This is a genomic window from Aliiglaciecola sp. NS0011-25, from assembly GCF_040370605.1.
Classification (GTDB): domain Bacteria; phylum Pseudomonadota; class Gammaproteobacteria; order Enterobacterales; family Alteromonadaceae; genus Aliiglaciecola; species Aliiglaciecola lipolytica_A.
Genome location: NZ_BAABWR010000015.1, coordinates 1 through 19,171, shown reverse-complemented (window position 1 = coordinate 19,171; position 19,171 = coordinate 1). Strand labels below are relative to the sequence as shown.

Genomic DNA, 19,171 nt, shown 5'->3' with positions numbered 1-19,171 from the left:
TAGCTAGATAGAATAGACTCTTAAGCATAAGAGAATCAGGAATAGGAAACAACTCGAATGGCTGTAACAATTCGCTCTGTATTGTTTGTATGTTTGGGCAATATTTGTCGTTCTCCTAGCGCAGAAGCAGTATTTAGGAAAAAAGCCCATGAAAAAGGTTTGCTGTTGAAAATAGATTCAGCGGGAACCCAAGGATATCATACTGGCGCGGAACCCGATGAGCGTTCTGTTGCCGTGGGGGAAGCCCGAGGTTATGATTTTTCAGGGATAAATTGTCGCAAAATCACCAAACAAGATTTTAGTGACTTCGATATTCTGATCGCCATGGATGAAATGAATCTTCGTGGTTTGCAAAGTGAATGCCCAGAAGAGTATCAAGATAAAATAAAGTTGTTTATGTCTTTTTCTGGGTTAGAGGAACAGGAAATCCCAGATCCTTATTATGGCGGAAAGAAAGGCTTTGAGTATGTTCTTGATTTAATCGAGGCATCAGCTGATGGTCTTATCGAGCATATATCTGCTCTGATTGTTCTAGATGATTAACAATCGTAAGTACGTTTGAATTTATTCCCATCTCATTGTCTATATTGTCTATGACAATTTAAATCGATGTTATAGTCCATAGTTGAATAGATTAGCGCGTATTGACATTGTACTATAAAGGCGTTTTAGGGTAATTTCCCCGTAATTTTTATTTAGCAGGTATAGCCTGCTTTTTTTGACTGTATTTAAGGAATGCGTGTGAGCCAATGGCAACCGGATAGCTGGAGATCTAAACCTATCCAGCAACAACCTACTTATCAAGATCAAGCTTTATTAAAAGAAGTAGAGAGCAAACTTCATAGTTATCCTCCGCTGGTTTTTGCTGAAGAAACAAGGCAACTATACAAACAACTTGGTGATGTAGCCGAAGGCAAAGGTTTCTTACTACAGGGTGGTGATTGTGCGGAATCTTTCGACGAATTTAATGCGCCTAAAATAAGAGATACCTTTAAAGTTATTCTGCAAATGGCAATTGTTTTAACCTTTGCTGGAAAATGCCCAGTAACAAAAGTTGCGAGAATGGCAGGGCAGTATGCAAAGCCACGCTCCTCTGATTTAGAAACGATTAATGGTGTTTCTTTACCGAGTTATCGTGGTGATATCATCAATAGCTTTGAATTTACAGAGCAGTCTAGAATGCCTGATCCTAATCGGATGTTAGAGGCATACCATAGAGGCGCTTCAACCTTAAACCTATTGCGCGCATTTGCCCAAGGTGGTTTAGCGGATTTGCATCAGGTGAATCGTTGGAATATGACCTTTCTTGAGAACAATCCGTTACGTGATCGTTATCAAGACGTCACCAACCGCTTGCAAGATGCATTGGAATTTATGGATGTGATTGGTATTAATCATGTGAATAACGCAACTTTGCATGAAACTAATTTATTTACTTCCCATGAAGCGTTGCTACTAAATTACGAACAAGCGTTAACCCGCATTGATACATTGACAGGTAAGCCTTACAACTGCTCTGCACACATGGTGTGGATTGGTGAGCGCACCCGTCAATTGGATCACGCCCATATTGAGTTCTTCCGCGGCATACATAATCCTATTGGGGTTAAAATTGGTCCAACAATTCAAGAAGACGAATTGATGAGATTAATCGACACCTTGAACCCAGATAATAGCGCTGGTCGTTTGACGTTCATTACGCGCATGGGGGCAGATAAGCTTGAGCAAAATTTGCCAAAATTACTGCGCCGAGTAAAAGCGGAAGGACGAAAAGTCGTGTGGAGTTCAGATCCAATGCATGGCAATACCAAAAAAGCATCTAGTGGTTATAAAACTAGAAACTTTGATGACATCTTAAGCGAAATTCAGCAGTTCTTTGCTGCTCACCGTGCTGAAGGTACACATCCAGGTGGTATTCATTTAGAAATGACTGGCCAGCATGTGACGGAATGTACTGGTGGCGCGTATCAAATCAGTGATGACGATCTTGCCCAGGCTTATAAAACCCAATGTGATCCGCGTTTGAATGCTGACCAAGTGTTAGAAATGGCATTTTTAGTAGCAGACCATTTGAAAAGTGGTAAATAGGCCTATTGTTGACGACAATTGAAGGTTAACTATTTTAAGCCAGTTGCTAACGCGACTGGCTTTTTTTGTTTCTGGTAAGTGTTTGATTGAGCAGACAAATGCCAGACTACATAATAATATCGAACCTTCGGCGCACTTTTAGCGTACCTTTAAGACAACCATCATATTTTAGACTTTGTTAGTCTTGTATATTAAGCTGGATCGGCTGCTTAGTTACTCATTGTTCAGAGACTGACGGTTGGGGGGAAAGTGATTAATTTACTGCCTATTAATTGATTTAAAATAAGCAATCGAAACATACTAACTTAGTATTTATATTAATTCTTCATTGATGACGAATACTTTTCACGGTAGTTACAGGGACAAATTAATATGAAAACCTTTTTCAAATGGACCATCAGTACTTTCCTCGGCCTTGCTCTAATTGTTGCAATAGGCTGGTGGTGGATAGGTCCAGCTTGGCGCGCCTTAATACTTGACCCACCTAAAAATACTGACATTCTTTTTTGGAATCTAAGTCAGCGAGATGCTGGTTTTAAAGTGTTGGATCAGGCTCCCTTTCTGGTTAAGTCTCTTGCAATTACACCAAGTAGTAATAGCAGAGAATTAGCAGTGGGCGATGAGTTAGTACTAAATCAAAATATTGATGACTTTTTTAAAGAACAACGATTAGCCGGTGCTTTAATCCTGCACAAAGGTAAAATTAGATTGGAAAAATACGGACTTGGCCATTCTGTTGATTCTAGATGGACGAGTTTTTCAGTGGCGAAATCATTTACTTCAAGTCTTGTTGGTATCGCTTTAAAAGAGGGTCTTATAAGCAGTCTTAATGATAGTGTTTCAGATTACATTTCGGGCTTAAAAGGTTCTGTTTATGATGATGTGAGCATTGAACAATTGCTTACTATGACATCAGGAGTGGCGTGGAATGAGGATTATTCTGATCCAAATTCAGACGTTGCTTTGTTTAACAATCACAAAGCAGTAGATGGTTTACCGACAATCGTCAGCTACATGCGCAGATTATCAAGAGCCAACCCACCTGGCGAAACTTGGCATTATTCCACTGGTGAGACAAATCTAATTGGCATTTTGGTTGAACAAGCCACAGGCCAAACACTTGCCGATTATTTGACGGAGAAAATTTGGCAACCTTTTGGTATGGCTGACAAAGCGACTTGGATTTTAGGCCCTGATGGCAATGAAATATCCGGTTGTTGCATTCAAGCAAGCCTGCGTGATTTTGCGCGTTACGGTTTATTTATGTTAGAGGCTGGTCACATACATGGAGAGTCCGTATTCCCACAAGACTGGGTTAGCAAAGCGACGACTAACCGAGTTGAGACTTCTCCAACTTCGAAAAGAAGTTATGGCTATCAATGGTGGACGTTTGAAGATGGCAGTTATACTGCTCGAGGTATATTTGGACAAACAATATTTATTGATCCGAATAGAGACCTAGTGATTGCATTTAATGGCAATTGGCCAACTGCCACTGATGCTAATCTAGATCGGAAACGTTTTGAGTTTATTGATAGTGTTAAAGCAACGATTGATCAGGAATAAAATCTATCTGTAATTGCATGCTGCAAAACACAATACTCTGTGGCTATTTTGGCGTTCTAAGTAGATTGGAATTGTTGTAATCGTTGCGTTTTGTCGCCGTCACTTCAATTACTATTTTTGGGCTGAGAATTTTTAGTTGAGTATTTTTAATTAAGTATTACTAACTGAGTAAAAGAGTGCCTTTGATATTTTACCAAAGGCCTATTATCCGATTTAATCAGCGTAACTAATTAGCAAGGAGGGCTTCGCTAAATCGTGCACAGTTGCTCAATACTTGGTATTGAAATAAGAAGTTAAATTATTGCTCAGGCTTTCTTCTTATCCATTTTTACCACTTCTGCTTTTTCTTGCTCTAAAATTGAATCTGCATCTGTACCTTTAAACAACTTACTAATCACATCTTTGTTTTTAGACAGTAAAATAGTCAGCTCTTCAGATACATCATTAGGTAATTTAATACCTTTAGCCTGAATGTAGGTACTTAGGTTATCCGCTACATCAAGCATTTTGTCATATTGGTCAGCGGCTTTTTTGTCTGAAGTCACAAGTTTCTCTTCTCCATTTCGCTCAACAACATATTTCACAATAATCGCCATAATATATCCTCAAATTTCAGTAGGTTTTGTGCCGTCGAAATTAAATATAGCAAACTACTGTATGTTTGGACAGTATTAATTGTGATTGATGTTTATTTATTTGAGTAACGGAGAATTAGCCTCAATTGAATGATACACATCGACACAATCACTCAATGTTTTGGCGGTTAATTTAGGCACGCTATAAACCTGTGTAGAAACGCCAAACTTAGTTTTAATGTAGCCCATCAGTACCGCGAAATCGCCATCCCCACTGAGTAAAATAACTTCGTCTAAATGCGCTGACTGGTCGATCATATCAACGGTAATACCGACGTCCCAATCACCTTTGGCGGTACCATCACTGCGTTGAATAAAGGGTTTTAGTTTAACCTCAAAACCAATATGCCGAAGGGCATCTTGGAATTTAATTTGTTGGTCATCTTGGCGGGCTATCGCATAAGCGTTGGCTACAACTATATTGCCGTGTTCTGAAAGTTGTTGCCAAAGCTGGCGATAATTAAACTGTTTTTGATAAGCCTGTCGGCAGGTGTAGTAAACATTTTGCACATCAACAAAAACGCCGATGTTTTTAGCTTTATTTTGCATACTGATACCGCCCACAGGTTATTTAAGTTAGTTTGTTTAAACGAGCTTTTTACTGCTTAGATAATCTTCGTAGTTGCCTTTGAAGTCGATTATCCCATCTTCAGTAATCTCTAAAATCCGGGTTGCCAATGAAGATACAAATTCACGGTCATGGCTAACAAACAACAGTGTGCCTGGGTAGTTTTCAAGGGCTAAGTTTAACGATTCTATGGACTCCATATCTAAGTGATTGGTTGGTTCGTCCATTAGTAATACGTTATTTTTTTGCAAAATAAGCTTGCCGAAAATCATTCGACCTTGCTCACCACCAGATATGACTTTAACTGATTTATCAATTTCTTTTTGAGAAAACAATAGTCTGCCTAGTGTTCCTCTAATAACCTGTTCATCATCGCCTTCTTTACCCCACTGATACATCCAATCTAATAAGGTTTTGTCTTCTTCGAAGTCATGGGCGTGGTCTTGCGCGTAATAGCCTATAGATGCGTTTTCAGACCATTTTACATTCCCGCTGTCGGCTGCAATGTCTCCATATAAACAACGCATTAAGGTTGTTTTACCTGCGCCATTGGGACCAATGATCGCAACCCGTTCGCCTACCTCGATCATTAAATCCAGATTAGAGAATAGGGGAGTTTCAAAGGATTTACTCAAACCTTCTACTTCTAGGGCTAATCGATGCAGCTTTTTATCTTGTTCAAAACGAATAAATGGATTTTGACGACTAGAAGGTTTTACTTCATCCAGTTGGATTTTGTCTATTTGCTTGGCACGAGATGTAGCTTGCTTAGATTTTGACGCATTAGCTGAGAAGCGACTGACAAAGGTTTTTAGCTCTGCAATTTGTGCTTTTTTCTTGGCGTTGTCAGACAGTAAACGTTCTCTGGATTGAGTAGCAGCGGTCATGTACTCATCATAGTTGCCAGGGAAAAGTCGTAACTCACCATAATCGAGGTCAGCCATATGGGTGCAAACACTGTTTAAGAAGTGACGATCGTGAGAAATAATAATCATCGTACAGTTACGTGAATTTAGCGTATCTTCCAACCAGCGAATGGTATCAATATCCAAGTTGTTGGTCGGTTCGTCTAACAGCATAATATCCGGGTCTGCGAATAAAACTTGGGTTAACAACACCCGTAATTTCCAACCTGGTGCTACTTCGCTCATTGGACCGTAATGTAAAGCTTCTTCTATTCCCACACCGGTAAGCAATTCAGCCGCGCGAGACTCAGCAGTGTATCCATCCATTTCGGCAAATTCAGATTCCAGTTCGGCTGCTCTGATACCATCTTCTTCTGTCATTTCCGGATTAGCATAAATCGCATCACGCTCTTCTTTTACTTTCCATAACTCTTCATGGCCCATAATGACGGTATCGATTACAGAATACTGTTCAAAGGCGAATTGGTCTTGTTTTAGTTTACCAATTCGTTCATTGGGATCTTTGGTGACGTTACCTGACGATGGTTCTAAATCATTGCCCAGAATTTTCATAAACGTGGATTTACCGCAACCGTTAGCTCCGATAAGACCGTAACGATTTCCCTCTCCAAATTTGACGGACACATTTTCAAAAAGAGGCTTGGCACCAAATTGGATGGTGATATTGGCAGTAGCTAACACGTTGGCAATTCCTATAGATTAAAGACATATAAATTTTGCGCAGGATTATGCCACAAATAACTTTATTTTGATGGGGTTTGTTGATTTAAATCGCGAAGCACCGTTTTAACCCGTTAATCGCGTTTTGGGCTAGGGTAAGGGTGGGATTTTATGAATTATCAATAAGATAGGTTAACTAACAATTAGATTGCAGCACAGTGATAGAAGAAATCATCGATTTCCCCACCTTCCATTAAATATGTCAGGTGGGGGAAAGGTTCGATAAATTAGAGAAGAACTATTGATCTAGCGGTGTATTAAAATCTTCGGAAAGCTCAAAATCACCAGTTACGCTAGCCACTTTTTCATCTTCAAAATGAATGATTAATTCTTTGCGAAAGTCTTCACCTCGCTTGCTCATACCGCGTTTCATCTCGTATATGTAATACCAAGTATCGTGGTCGAAAGAATCCTGAACCACTGGACGCCCTAGTACGTAAATAACCTGTTCTTTGGTCATTTCAACACGCAGTTGTTTAACGCTTTTATCCTGCAGGAAATTGCCTTGGGGAACGTCAATACGGTATATCCAATCTGTGCAGCCAGACAAAAACAATGTTGTTACAACAGCCGCTATTATACTTTTATACTTCATTCATTCTTTCATTTAAGTTAAATAATTAATCTAGCTTAGCCCAATGAGCCAGCTTATTTCTGGACACGCATGCTAACTCAGCATTAGGTCTGCAATCAATAATTAATCGAGACTAATGATAACTGCTGAGTAATTCTTTTGCATTAGCAATAGCTGAATTGGTCAAAGTGTCCCCAGCTAGTAGGCGAGCTAATTCCTCAATTCGTTCATTTTCTTGTAAACAAATCATGTGTGTTTCAGTGGTTTTTTTATCTGAAAACTTAGTCACAAACATTTGCTGATGACCACTTGCTGCTACTTGCGGTAAATGGGTTACACAAATGACTTGGCTTGTTTGACCTAGTTTCCGCAATAACTTTCCAACTACAGATGCCGTTGGTCCACTGATACCTGTATCCACTTCGTCAAAAATCATAGTTGGAATTAAGTTACCTTTGGCACTAATCACTTGTAAGGCAAGACCAACTCTAGAAAGTTCACCACCGGAGACTACTTTTTCTAAAGTATCCGCTTTAATGCCTAAGTTTGTGGAAATTAAAAACTTCACTTTGTCTAAACCTGAGGGGGAGGGAGCAAGTTCGGCATCAAATTCTACGCACACTGAGAATTTTGCCTGCGACATATTCATCTCTTGAATATGTTGTTCGACCAATTTTGCTAATTTATTGCCTGCCTTGCTTCTACTGGCGCTTAGTTTTTCTGCTGCACTGATATAATTTTGTTGTAATACCGTGAGTTTGCCCTGTAATTCCTCCAGAGACTCGTCTTGATTATCTAATTCGGCTAACTCAGTAGACAATTGTTGATGATGCTCAAACAGTCCTTCAGGACGCACACCGTGCTTTCTAGCCAAATCTAACGCTTGAGAGTAACGTTGTTCAATTTGTTGCATCCTCATGGGATCAATTTCTAAGCGGTCAGTATAGGCGCGCAATTGGCTAGAGGCTTCATCAATATTAATGAGTGCTTCGTTTAATATGGTAACGATAGGCGCTAATTCAGGATCATGCTCTTGCAATTCTCCGAGCATATCAATACTACTTTGCACTGCATTTAAAGCGCTGCCTTCATCAGCATCATATAGTTGATAAAAGCTCTTCTGTGATTGTTCTAACAAAGCTTGGCTGTTACTTAATTTTTTATGCTCTAATTCCAGTTCAATAAATTCATTTTCAGCGATATTGAATTCATCTAATTCTTGCACTTGATATTGCAGTAAATTTCGACGATCTGAACGTTTTTGCGTACCAGCCAATAGCACGGCCATTTGCTTCTGGGCAGTGTTAAGTAATTCATATTGCTGCTTAACGTCACTGACTAAATTGCCATGTTCTGCAAAATTATCGACCAATTGCTTCTGAATTTCAGATTTAAGCAATAATTGATGGGCATGTTGACCATGAATGCTAATTAATTGTAAGCCTAAACTTCTGAGTTGTTGTGCCGGAACGGGATAACCATTTACATAGGCTTTTGAACGGCCTTCAGAGGAAACTACGCGCCGAATCATTAGCTCTTGATGTTCGTTTTCCGATGTTTCATGCTCACTTAAGTCATTCTCATTTAGCCAAGATTTAACTTTGGGAAGATTTGTTATATCAAAGGTTGCACAAACATCCGCTTTGTCGCAACTAGGTCGCACCATACCAGCATCGGCACGATTTCCTAAACATAACCCAAGGGCATCAATAGCAATAGACTTACCAGCCCCGGTTTCACCGGTAATAACGCTAAGACCTTGCTTAAAATCGACGTCTAATGACTTTACGACTGCTAAATTTTGTACAGATAAGTGAATTAACATAAAAACAAACACATGGTTATACATACAGTAACTGTAAATATATACATAAATTTCTAGTTGTAAAGTAGAATTGCTATTTGCACGCTAAAAGTTAATAGAGTTTCGAACCCCAGCCTAGTTTGGTGCGAAGAACGTTGAAGTAGTTATAATCTTTTGGATGGATCAGAGACAATCTGTCTTGATTTTTTTTGATATGGATTTCATCACCAGGAAACACAGTGAGTGCAATGTGACTGTCACAACTTACTTGTAGATTATCGGTGTTATCATTAGACACTTTCATTCTCACTACACTGTTGGCATCCACCACTATTGGTCTACTACTCAAGGTGTGGGGAAACATTGGCACCAATGTTAAGGCATCTAAGTTAGGCGTTAGAATCGGGCCACCACCAGACAGGGAGTATGCTGTGGAACCTGTGGGTGTGGCCACAATGAGTCCGTCGGAGCGCTGACTAAAAACGAAGTTATCGTCAATATATACTTCGAATTCCATCATATGGGCTACTTTTCCGTGATGCAGCACCACTTCATTAATAGCCGAATTGGAGCTTTGTTGCATACCTTCACGAAATACATCAACTTGCAGAATAAAGCGCTGTTCTTTGACAAACTCACCATTGAACAAACAGGTTAACTGACGATCTATATCGTCTGGGTGGATATCTGTTAAAAAACCAAGGTTGCCACGGTTGACACCCACCACTGCTACGTCGTGTTTAGCCAGTATTCGGGCAGCCCCTAACATGTTGCCATCACCACCCACAACAATGGCTAGGTCTGCTTGTAAGCCGATGTTTTCTAACTCAGCCGTTTCAAAACCATTTCCTTGTAGCATGCCAGAAACCTTTGTTTCGACAAGAATTCGACATCCTTTTCGTTTAAGGAATTGCAATATAGCGTTAAGGCTCTTGTTTGCACCTTCATGTGCAGGCTTTCCAATCAGACCAATAGTTTTAAAAGGCATAACTTTCTATTTAAATTCAAAAACTCAGTATAACCATGCTTAGTAATGAAAACCAAGCATGATAGTTAACACTGTCTCAATAAATGTTTACCGAGCGGTCCAACCTCCATCAATTACTAGCGCTTGAGCGGTCATATTTTTAGCGGCATCACTGATTAGAAAAGCCGCTGTGCTGGCCAGTTCTTCAATTTCTATAAAGGCTTTTTTAGGCATAGGCTCAAGCATGATTTTATTGATAACATCTTCTTCACTGATACCATTTTCTATTGCTTGGGCGGCAATTTGTTGCTCGACCAAAGGGGTTTTAACGTAGCCTGGACATAAGGTGTTGATCGTCACGTCGCAATCACCTGTTTCTAGCGCTAAGGTTTTAGCAAATCCCAATAACCCGTGTTTGGCAGCGACATAAGCGGATTTGTAGGGGGAGGCGACAACCGAGTGCAAGGAACCAACATTGATAATGCGTCCGTAATTTTGTTCGCGCATATGGGGCAAAAACGCTTTGCTTAATAGTGCGGGGCCAACAAGCATGATATTGATTAGTTGTTGCCATTTTTGTGCGGGAAAATCTTCTAAACGAGATACATGTTGGATGCCTGCGTTGTTGATCAGCACATCGACAGTATCTGGCAACAGTTTTTCCGGTAACGCTTCTATCTGGGCGGCGTCACTCACATCTAATTCAACAGACTGAGCATTAATATTCTCTGCAACTAATTTATCAACTGCATTTTGAGCGGCTTGGGCATTAATATCGGCAACAATGATCTTATGTCCCATTTTTCCTAAATATTGGCCTATACCAAAGCCAATCCCACTTGCAGCGCCGGTGATTAATATGGTTTTATTTTGCATTTTTTATCCTTTAGATTTCGATTGAACGGCAAGTGATTTCACGATATTTTTTACAGCTTCGAGTTGTTTTCCTTGGGCTGTAGCATAATTTTTGTCAGTGTACCCCCACCAATCCCAACATCCTTGAGGGTTCATTGGAAGCATCATTGATGTAGTGGTTTGAGGATATAAAATGATTAACTGATTATTATCAGCCCAACGGTTCAAACCGTTGTTTTTGATATAATCTTGACCAATAGTTTGAGCATTTTGATTGCATCCGTGAAAGTTCACATGCACTTGACACTCTTCACCTTGTGCACAGCTCTTAGGCACGTATACAAAACCTTTCTCGGCCATACTTTTGGCAGGATCTCCGCCTAATTCATGTTGGTCAATTTGTTTGATCTGGCCACTAGATGAAGCTGAGGGTGCCGTTAAATCTGGGTATAAAAAATTAAGCAACTCACCCGCTGCATCGTAGTTACAATTTCCTAAAAAGGGCGATTCTGAGGTATCACAAGAAGATCCCGTTGCCAGGGTAGGGAAGTGATGGGCAAAAGGTTTATCTTTTATATAAGTTAGGTTTTCGTCTTTAACTAACCCTTGATATTGCTGATAAAGGGCATTGGCTACTGGGGGCGAGATTTTTGCGTCTAATTTGCCATGTAGTAACCAAACTTTACTGTCTTGTAAATGAGATAACGGGGCAATTAATCCTTGTTCTGCATATTGGCTTAGTTGGTTTGTTAATACATCCAGCGAGAATTCTGCGGATTGTTTGTTAACACATTCAGATAGCGCGGTAGTGATACTTCCTTGAGCGCAATAATAGGGGCCAGCTGCAATAATGGCGGCACCTTTTACCCAATCAGAATAAGCAATGTGAAACTGATTTGCCATATAACCACCGCTAGATAGCCCTGACACAGTGATCTTGTCAATATCTAAATCCAATTCTACAGTCTCGGCATTAACAACGGCGTTAATGGACAGGCTAGTGGTTAATCCCATACAGATAGCCAAATTACGTAATTTTCTCATATGCTTGTTAACCTAGTTATTTAAAAAAGATTGGATTAGCGCGGCGTGATCAGTAATACCTGTGACACCTTCTAAGTGCCCTAAGGTTCCCGGCAAAATCGATAACTGACTGTCTTTACCATTATCCAATAGCATTTGATGTGTAGCCTGCAAATTATATGGCATCAATAAAAGATCTGTGGCTGCCGGTAAAAATAAGGTTTTTGCCTTAACTTTTGTTAGCGCATTGTTTAAATCACCTTGGTGGCCAGCAATGTACAACTGACAGGCTCGAACTAAATACAATAGGTGGTTTGCATCCATCGCCTCCGCCCGTGCCTCAGCCCTTGCTCGCAACCAATTAACGATGCTTGGTGATTGTCGAATATCTTCAAGTGGCGCTACTTCGGATGGGGAGAAATCAATAGATTGTCCAACTTGATTAAAAAAATCAGGGTAGAGTGCATCTTGGGTTATTAGCATTAAAGAGGCCACTAATCCGTCTGTTGGCGGCAGGCCAGAATAATAATTTCCCTGCTGCCAGTTTTTATCCAATTTGATGGGTGTCGACCAATGTTCGAGTTTAGCCGATGTCCATGCGTCTGCTTCACCTGAACCGATAACCGATATCATTCGTTCTACCCAGTCAGGATAAGCAACTGCCCAATCCAGAGCTTGCATTGAGCCCATAGAGGGACCTACTACGGCATATAATTTTGAAATTCCCAACGACGTTAGCAATTGTTTCTGGACGTTTACAAAATCACGAATGGTTACTACCGGGAAATCAAGACCGTATGGCTGACCTGTTTTTGGATTCATTGAGGCCGGGCCGGTGGTGATCACATTGGGATCATGGGCACCTAAATTGGCTAGGCTATCTACACTTACAACATAAAAACGATTGGTATCAATGGCTTTACCTGGGCCAATGATGGCGTCCCAATATCCCGCTGCGCTATCACTGTGTTGATACTTTCCGGCAGCATGGGAGTTGCCGGTAAAATAGTGAGTTATTAATATTACGTTGTCTTTGTTGGCGTTCAGGCGGCCATAACTTTCCCAACCTACAGTGACCGTTTCAATACTTTTTCCGCCAAATGTCTGGAAGTTTTTAGTCGTAAATGACTTTTTTTGAACCAAAGGTAAAGGTTCAACCTCAGCAGAACTGACCACATTGGCTGCGCTACTTTGGGTATTCGCACAAGCCGATTGCATGCTTAAACATACCAGCAAAAAACAGACTTTTAGCCAGATGGTAGGATGTAATCTCAACTCTATTCTCCTCATATCCACTTACAAATTTAAAAGAAAGTAAACAGTGCGATGGCTAAACTTAATCCAATTAGTGGAATAACCACCGTCAATGCACCTACTGCCCAATAAGCACGTTGATGTGTTTCATGACAAATGCCTCGAATGGTTGTTACAACATAACCGTTATGGGGCAGTGAATCCAACGCCCCAGAAGAGATTGAAACGATTCTATGTAACTGCTCAGGATCGACACCTTGATCCATGTAGTGTGGCCCAACTAAAGGTAACGCTATTGCTTGTCCTCCTGAAGCCGAACCGGTTAAGCCTGCGATAACACTAACCGCAATCGCTGCGCCTATTAATTCGTTTCCTGGAATTTGAGTCATGACTTCCACTGCTGTTTGAAAGGCTTCGGTAGATTTAGCAATAGTGCCGAAACCAACCACTGCTGCGGTGTTACCAATGGCGATAAGCGCACCTGTTGTACCCACACCAACTGCTGCGGTTAGGTTATGGAAGTATTTGAAATTGATTATCATCAAGGTTAATACTCCGCCACCTAACGCAACGATCAGCGCCATTTGTTGTAACGATTCATGGAAGGTATAGGATAAAACCAGTACCACCAACAAGGGGATTAAACCTGTGACCCAATGAGGGTAATCTCGTTCTGAAATTTTAGGGTCGTGATCTTTGCTTTCAAATCGTTCACCGGCGGCTAACGCTTTGTTCATCATTCTTCTGATCCACCAGAATCCCAATGTCGCCATGAAAATTGCCACCACTAAACTGACTTCCCATGCAGCAAAAGGGGATGTACCTAAATATTTTATCGGGATCCAATTTTGTATTTCGGGTGAGCCTGCTGATGTCATAGTGAACGTAACAGAGCCAAAAGCCAGTGCCGCAGGAATGAATCGTCTTGGTAAGTTGGCGTCTTTAAACAGACTCAAAGCCATGGGGTAAACAGAGAATGCCACGACAAAAACGCTCACCCCACCATAGGTTAGGATTGCACAGGCAATGACCACTGCGGCTACCGCATGTTGTTTACCCAAGCGCCCAATAATTGCCTTTGCCACAGCATCAGCTGCGCCAGTATCTTCCATGAATTTACCGAACAGGCTTCCCAATAAGAACATGAAGAACCAGTTTGCTACGAATCCAGAAAAACCCGACATATAGGTTTCTACAAAATTGGTATCGCCGATAAAGACAGGTAAACCACTCGTTAACGCAACAATTAGAGCACATAGAGGGGCTGCAATAAAAAGATTCATGCCTCTGATAGTCAAGACTATGAGCAAAAATAAGCCGCCGATTAAGCCAATTAGACTCAGCATTTTTATTCCCTTTTTTTTAATGATACAAAAATCTGTGACCGCAGAGAGTCATACCATTTTGCTCTTTCGTGTATCTAAATACAGTTTTGAGCGCGGTATATAGTGTTAATCTTTTTTACCTTTTGGGACATAGTACTATGGTACTAAGGTAAAATATTTTGAAGTAGATTAGAGTAATCACACTGTCACTGTGACCGCAGCGAATCGAATAATTGTATAAAAAGAAACTGTGTAAGAAGGACACTCTATGAAACACACACACACACAATCTATCGTTCAAAAGGGAAAGTTTTTAAAACTTTCGACACTCGCATCAGCTGTTGCTTTATCTTGTCTTTCAGGGCAAGTAGCGGCACAAGAAGAATCTAAAGGTGGTTTAGAAAGAATAGAAGTTACTGCGCGTAAAACCGTAGAAAGTCTGCAAGAAGTTCCAGTTTCTGTTACCTCTCTTGGAGCAGTAGAGTTAATGGAAAAAGGGATGTCAGTGATGACTGAGATCCAACAGCAATCACCCAACACAACTTTACAAGTGAGTCGCGGAACGAACTCTACATTAACTGCATTTATTCGTGGTGTGGGGCAGCAAGATCCTGTTTGGGGTTTTGAACCAGGTGTTGGTGTGTACATTGATGATGTCTATATTTCTAGACCTCAAGGCGCAGTTTTAGACCTGTTTGATTTGGAACGAGTGGAAGTTCTTCGTGGACCTCAAGGTACCTTATACGGAAAAAATACAATTGGTGGCGCAATTAAATACGTTACCAAGAAAATGACCGGTGATACTGAACTGTCCGTGAATGCGACAGTGGGAAGTTACTCACAAAAAGACTTAAAAGTAATGGGCCAAATCCCTATCACTGACAACTTATTCTTTGGTTTTGCGGTTGCAACGTTAAATCGTGATGGTTTTGGTGAATTTCTTGTTGCGCCAGAAGGTCAAGATACTGAAAACTATAATAAAGATGTTCAGGCTGCACGTTTTACCTTGGAGTACCAAGCAAACGAGGACGTATTTGTTCGCTTTAACTATGACAAAACCAAAGACGAGTCAAATGCCAAAGGTGGTTACAGATTGTCAGATAGTATCCTAACGGATGCTCCGCAACCTGATAGTGTTTACGACTCTTATTCAAGCTTACCTACCTGGAACAAAGTTGAAACCGAAGGCATGAGCTTAACAGTTGAGTGGGACATCAACGATAGTTGGGCATTTAAATCGGTTACTGCTAGTCGTGAAGGTGACTCGCCAACCAATATTGATTTTGACAGCACGCCGCTAGGTATTTTTGATACGCCAGCAACTTATACCGATGAACAGATCTCCCAAGAATTCCAACTTAACTATGTTGGCGATGACATTACCTTTGTATCTGGCGCGTATTATTATGATGCAGAAGCTTGTGGTATCTACGACGCTTACTTGATGGCATTTGGAATTTCAATCGAGCAAAGCGGTTGTACAGATACAAAAAGTCTAGCCCTATATGGTCAAGTGTCTTATGACATTACAGATAAGCTTTCGACCACAGTAGGACTTCGTTACACCAAAGACGAAAAACACGGCGTAGTGGAAGCGGGCACAAGACTGGGTCAAGCTTATCCAAACTCTGGTTGGGTTGATGGTTATGTCAGACCTGATTATGCGCCAAATGTGGTGATTGATGATACTGAAACTTGGTCTCGTTTAACCCCCAGACTTGGTTTGGAATATGCCTTGACTGACTCAACCATGTTCTTTGGAAGTTACTCACAAGGTTTCAAATCTGGAATGTACAACCCTCGCGCGACTTTCTTCCAACCAGCAGCTGCGCCTGAGATTGTCGATTCTTATGAAATCGGTATGAAAAGTGATGTGACCGATTCATTTAGACTTAACGCTACTTTATTTAGATTGGATTACACCGACAGACAGTATGTTGTAAATGTACCTTCGGACGATTTAGCGGAGCCTACACAACGAATCGCTAACGTAGGGGAGTCTGATGCGAATGGTCTTGAAATTGAACTGACTTATATTGTCACCGAAGGGCTAACCTTCACCAGTGCATTAGGTACAATTGATGCAGAATTCACCGAAGTATTCTCGGTAGATGCAGCGGGTAACCCCATTGATTTATCTGATAATTTTGTGATTTCAAATACTCCTGACTTTACCTTTAATGCGGGTGTGAAATACGAGTTTACCACTGATATGGGCGACTTCGTTTTCAATGGTAACTATTACTATCGCGATGATTACGAACTATTCGAATCACCTGATGAATTGTTACGTCAAGAAGGCTATGGATTAGTGAACTTAAGCTTAAATTGGTATAGCGATGATGGTCAGTGGACTGCTGGATTGCATGCCAAGAACCTGACTGACGAAGAATATCGAGTGGGTGGTTACAACTTTACCGGTGGCCGAACTGCCGATGGTGAATTATTACCTGGCTTAGGTGGTGATACAACGTTGATCGGGTATTACGGCGATCCCCGTACTGTTCACCTAACCGTAGGTTACACTTTCTAACGGCACTTTGTGTTGTTCCCAAGGGGCGACTTGGTCGCCCTTTTTTTGTTTTTATTATTAATATAACTTGAGCTTGGCAGTAACCTTTCATATGCTGCCAGTCATAGTAGTCTTGTAAAATCATTCATTATGTCAGTTAAAGCGCTTATCGCCGATGATCATCCATTATTTCGCATTGCCCTTAAGCAGGCCGTGAGTGCGTTATTGGATGACGACATCACTGAAACCTCAACCTTGCAAGAAACCTTGTCGGCATTAAATCATGATCCCCAAATTGAATTGGTATTTTTGGATTTGAATATGCCTGGCAATGACGGTTTATTTGGATTGAGCCAAATCCGCTTGTTGCATCCTGATGTGTTAGTGGTGATTGTTTCAGGTGAGGAAAAACCACTTATTATCCAAAAAGCGATTAACTTGGGAGCCAGTGGGTTTATTCCCAAATCCAGTTCATTGTCTGAAATTGCAAATGCCATCGAACAAGTATTGGATGGCCTGCAATGGTTGCCAGAACATCTGATTGCTCAGGTTGAAGCAAAGTTACCCGCAGAAGAGTCTGAATTTGCGAAAAATTTAGAACAATTAACTCCACAACAATTTGTGGTACTTAAAATGATGGCTGATGGCCTGTTAAATAAACAGATAGCTTATGAACTAGGCATTAAAGAAACCACCATAAAACAGCATGGTTCAGCCATTCTTAAAAAGCTAAAGCTAAATAATCGAACTCAAGCAGGGGTGTTATTTAAACAGCTTATGAATCAAGTGTGATCTTCTCTTTGATTGCCGAAGATTAACAGGCTGTTGAGCATTATTTTAAACGGTGAACCTAAACAATCAATATGAATTACGACGAGTTTAATCATTTTTGTGGCGCACTCAAAGCAACGACCTATGTTATGCAATGGGGCAATTCACATGTGTGGAAAGTTGGCGGAAAAGTATTTGCGATTGGAGGCTGGAGTAAAGATAAAAAACCCGCGTTTACCTTCAAAACTTCTGAACAAAACTATTATTTTTTGTGCGAACGGCAAGGATACATTCCAGCCCCTTATTTCGCCAATCGAGGTATGAAGTGGATTCAACAAATTGAATCCGACTCACACAGTAACGAAGAGTTAGAGTATTACCTAATTGAATCTTATCGCTTAGTCTCGCAAGGGTTAAGTAAAGCAAAACAACAAGAGCTTGGTTTACATTAGCAGATAATCAACTGCTCCATTTGCTAATACGCACTAGCCGCGGTCAACCAAATGGGTGTGTGATCGGGGCAGAATATCTTCTTGAAATAAGTTATTTGTAGTTGCTAAGACTCGATCTGGTGTTTATGGTCAAATGCTTTAGACTTAATCTAACTGTCAGGAATGTGCCAAAGGCTGCAGTTCGGGGTCTGGCACTTAACAGCAGGAATGTACGTATTCCGGACCATCAGACATTCAATATGATAGGTAGCAAATCGTGCGAACAATGTTGGTACTTAAATGCGTCAAATTGGTCAATAACGCTAATATCTGAGTAAACGTACAGCGCTGGAAACATACCTTTGTTGTAATTAATTGATTTTATTTGTTTTTATTTATGGTGCGGCGATTGCAGCCTCTATCACATTCTGTGACCGATTGAGAGAAAAAATGAAATGGAAGAGAAGCAATTTAATAAAATAAGAAATGGCATGTTACTGGCAGTAGTACTTTTCGCAGTGTGTCATTTAACATGGGAATACTTTAATGGCGGCGTAGTTACTCATTATCTTTTCATGCGGGCTGATCTCCCTGGATTGTCGAATTGGTGGGGACTTTTGATTTTGCCTCTTCTTGTGTTGCTATCCTCTACAGCAATCAAAAAAAGAATATCTACTAAGCCGGACGCAAAAACACTTCCCTGGTCTGTATTACTAGGATTCTTTGGCATGCTGCTGGTAAGCACAGTTCAATCAATCGTCTTTGTTATTGGCCTTCCGAACGTAACAATGTACCTGGCTCTAGGTGTTATAATTTCAGCTTTATTTTTACCGCTTTACAGAATGGAATGTATTCTTGGGCATGTTATTGGCTCAACATTTGTGTTTGGTCCTGCTATCCCATTTGTCGGTGTATTGATGTTTGCCCCTCTTTCGTTGTTGTCTCACAAGTGCATTAAACCTCTGTTGCTGCGCTTCAAAAAGGGCGAAACGGCTGTGACTTAAGGTGATCTGATCGTGGATGACAATATGATCTGGAGAGAAACTCTCTCGTTCAGAAAGTAATAAAACTTACGTCAAATTAGGTTTCTATGAACGGCCGCTTCTTGTCTTTAGCAGATCACCACAACTGATCAGCCCTGTGCCTACTATT

General features: G+C 40.7%; 17 protein-coding genes. 7 read left to right on the top strand and 10 right to left on the bottom strand.

Translation table 11 applies throughout. The features are described from left to right. Positions 1-57: 57 nt before the first annotated feature. The 3 genes from ABWV72_RS13875 to ABWV72_RS13865 all read left to right on the top strand — a co-directional run bounded on the left by ABWV72_RS13875 (position 58) and on the right by ABWV72_RS13865 (position 3,654). Positions 58-543, top strand: a complete 486-nt coding sequence (locus ABWV72_RS13875) for a low molecular weight protein-tyrosine-phosphatase (protein ID WP_216048424.1) — start codon at positions 58-60, stop codon at positions 541-543. 198 nt (positions 544-741) lie between these two features. After that, a complete protein-coding gene (locus tag ABWV72_RS13870; protein WP_216048425.1) occupies positions 742-2,088 on the top strand; it encodes a class II 3-deoxy-7-phosphoheptulonate synthase in 1,347 nt (448 codons plus the stop codon). Positions 2,089-2,460: 372 nt separating this feature from the next. Beyond that, complete coding sequence (locus tag ABWV72_RS13865; protein ID WP_353371215.1) at positions 2,461-3,654, top strand: serine hydrolase domain-containing protein; 1,194 nt, start codon at positions 2,461-2,463, stop codon at positions 3,652-3,654. Between the two features lie 305 nt (positions 3,655-3,959). On the opposite strand, the gene ABWV72_RS13860 is transcribed toward ABWV72_RS13865, so the two are convergent. The 10 genes from ABWV72_RS13860 to ABWV72_RS13815 all read right to left on the bottom strand — a co-directional run bounded on the left by ABWV72_RS13860 (position 3,960) and on the right by ABWV72_RS13815 (position 14,326). After that, entirely contained in the window at positions 3,960-4,250 is a 291-nt protein-coding gene (locus tag ABWV72_RS13860; protein WP_342804574.1) for a YebG family protein, read from the bottom strand. A gap of 96 nt (positions 4,251-4,346) precedes the next feature. Continuing rightward, positions 4,347-4,838, bottom strand: a complete 492-nt coding sequence (locus tag ABWV72_RS13855; RefSeq protein WP_216048429.1) for a LabA-like NYN domain-containing protein — start codon at positions 4,836-4,838, stop codon at positions 4,347-4,349. A 36-nt stretch (positions 4,839-4,874) separates the two neighbouring features. Continuing rightward, a complete protein-coding gene (locus ABWV72_RS13850; RefSeq protein WP_353371212.1) occupies positions 4,875-6,464 on the bottom strand; it encodes an ABC-F family ATPase in 1,590 nt (529 codons plus the stop codon). A gap of 277 nt (positions 6,465-6,741) precedes the next feature. Next, positions 6,742-7,098, bottom strand: a complete 357-nt coding sequence (locus ABWV72_RS13845; protein ID WP_353371210.1) for an outer membrane protein assembly factor BamE — start codon at positions 7,096-7,098, stop codon at positions 6,742-6,744. Between the two features lie 112 nt (positions 7,099-7,210). Beyond that, on the bottom strand, positions 7,211-8,902 hold the full coding sequence (gene recN, locus ABWV72_RS13840; protein WP_353371208.1) for a DNA repair protein RecN: 1,692 nt from the start codon (positions 8,900-8,902) through the stop codon (positions 7,211-7,213). 91 nt (positions 8,903-8,993) lie between these two features. Then, positions 8,994-9,869, bottom strand: coding sequence for an NAD(+) kinase (nadK, locus tag ABWV72_RS13835; protein ID WP_353371206.1), 876 nt, complete (start codon positions 9,867-9,869; stop codon positions 8,994-8,996). Positions 9,870-9,956: 87 nt separating this feature from the next. After that, a complete protein-coding gene (locus tag ABWV72_RS13830) occupies positions 9,957-10,724 on the bottom strand; it encodes a 3-hydroxybutyrate dehydrogenase (RefSeq protein ID WP_216048434.1) in 768 nt (255 codons plus the stop codon). 3 nt (positions 10,725-10,727) lie between these two features. Next, entirely contained in the window at positions 10,728-11,747 is a 1,020-nt protein-coding gene (locus ABWV72_RS13825) for an extracellular catalytic domain type 2 short-chain-length polyhydroxyalkanoate depolymerase (protein WP_353371203.1), read from the bottom strand. 12 nt (positions 11,748-11,759) lie between these two features. Continuing rightward, entirely contained in the window at positions 11,760-12,944 is a 1,185-nt protein-coding gene (locus ABWV72_RS13820; protein WP_353371357.1) for an E22 family MetX-like putative esterase, read from the bottom strand. Between the two features lie 86 nt (positions 12,945-13,030). Next, positions 13,031-14,326: a GntP family permease gene (locus ABWV72_RS13815; protein ID WP_353371201.1), complete on the bottom strand. Its 1,296-nt coding sequence runs from the start codon at positions 14,324-14,326 to the stop codon at positions 13,031-13,033. 247 nt (positions 14,327-14,573) lie between these two features. Here ABWV72_RS13815 and ABWV72_RS13810 point away from each other — a divergent pair, with 247 nt between their 5' ends. From ABWV72_RS13810 to ABWV72_RS13795, 4 genes are all read left to right on the top strand, one after another. Beyond that, positions 14,574-16,838, top strand: coding sequence for a TonB-dependent receptor (locus tag ABWV72_RS13810; protein ID WP_353371199.1), 2,265 nt, complete (start codon positions 14,574-14,576; stop codon positions 16,836-16,838). A gap of 129 nt (positions 16,839-16,967) precedes the next feature. Further along, a complete protein-coding gene (locus ABWV72_RS13805; protein WP_216048438.1) occupies positions 16,968-17,609 on the top strand; it encodes a response regulator in 642 nt (213 codons plus the stop codon). Positions 17,610-17,680: 71 nt separating this feature from the next. Next, positions 17,681-18,040, top strand: coding sequence for an MmcQ/YjbR family DNA-binding protein (locus tag ABWV72_RS13800; protein WP_353371197.1), 360 nt, complete (start codon positions 17,681-17,683; stop codon positions 18,038-18,040). A 434-nt stretch (positions 18,041-18,474) separates the two neighbouring features. Beyond that, on the top strand, positions 18,475-19,023 hold the full coding sequence (locus ABWV72_RS13795) for a hypothetical protein (protein ID WP_342804570.1): 549 nt from the start codon (positions 18,475-18,477) through the stop codon (positions 19,021-19,023). Positions 19,024-19,171 lie beyond the last annotated feature (148 nt).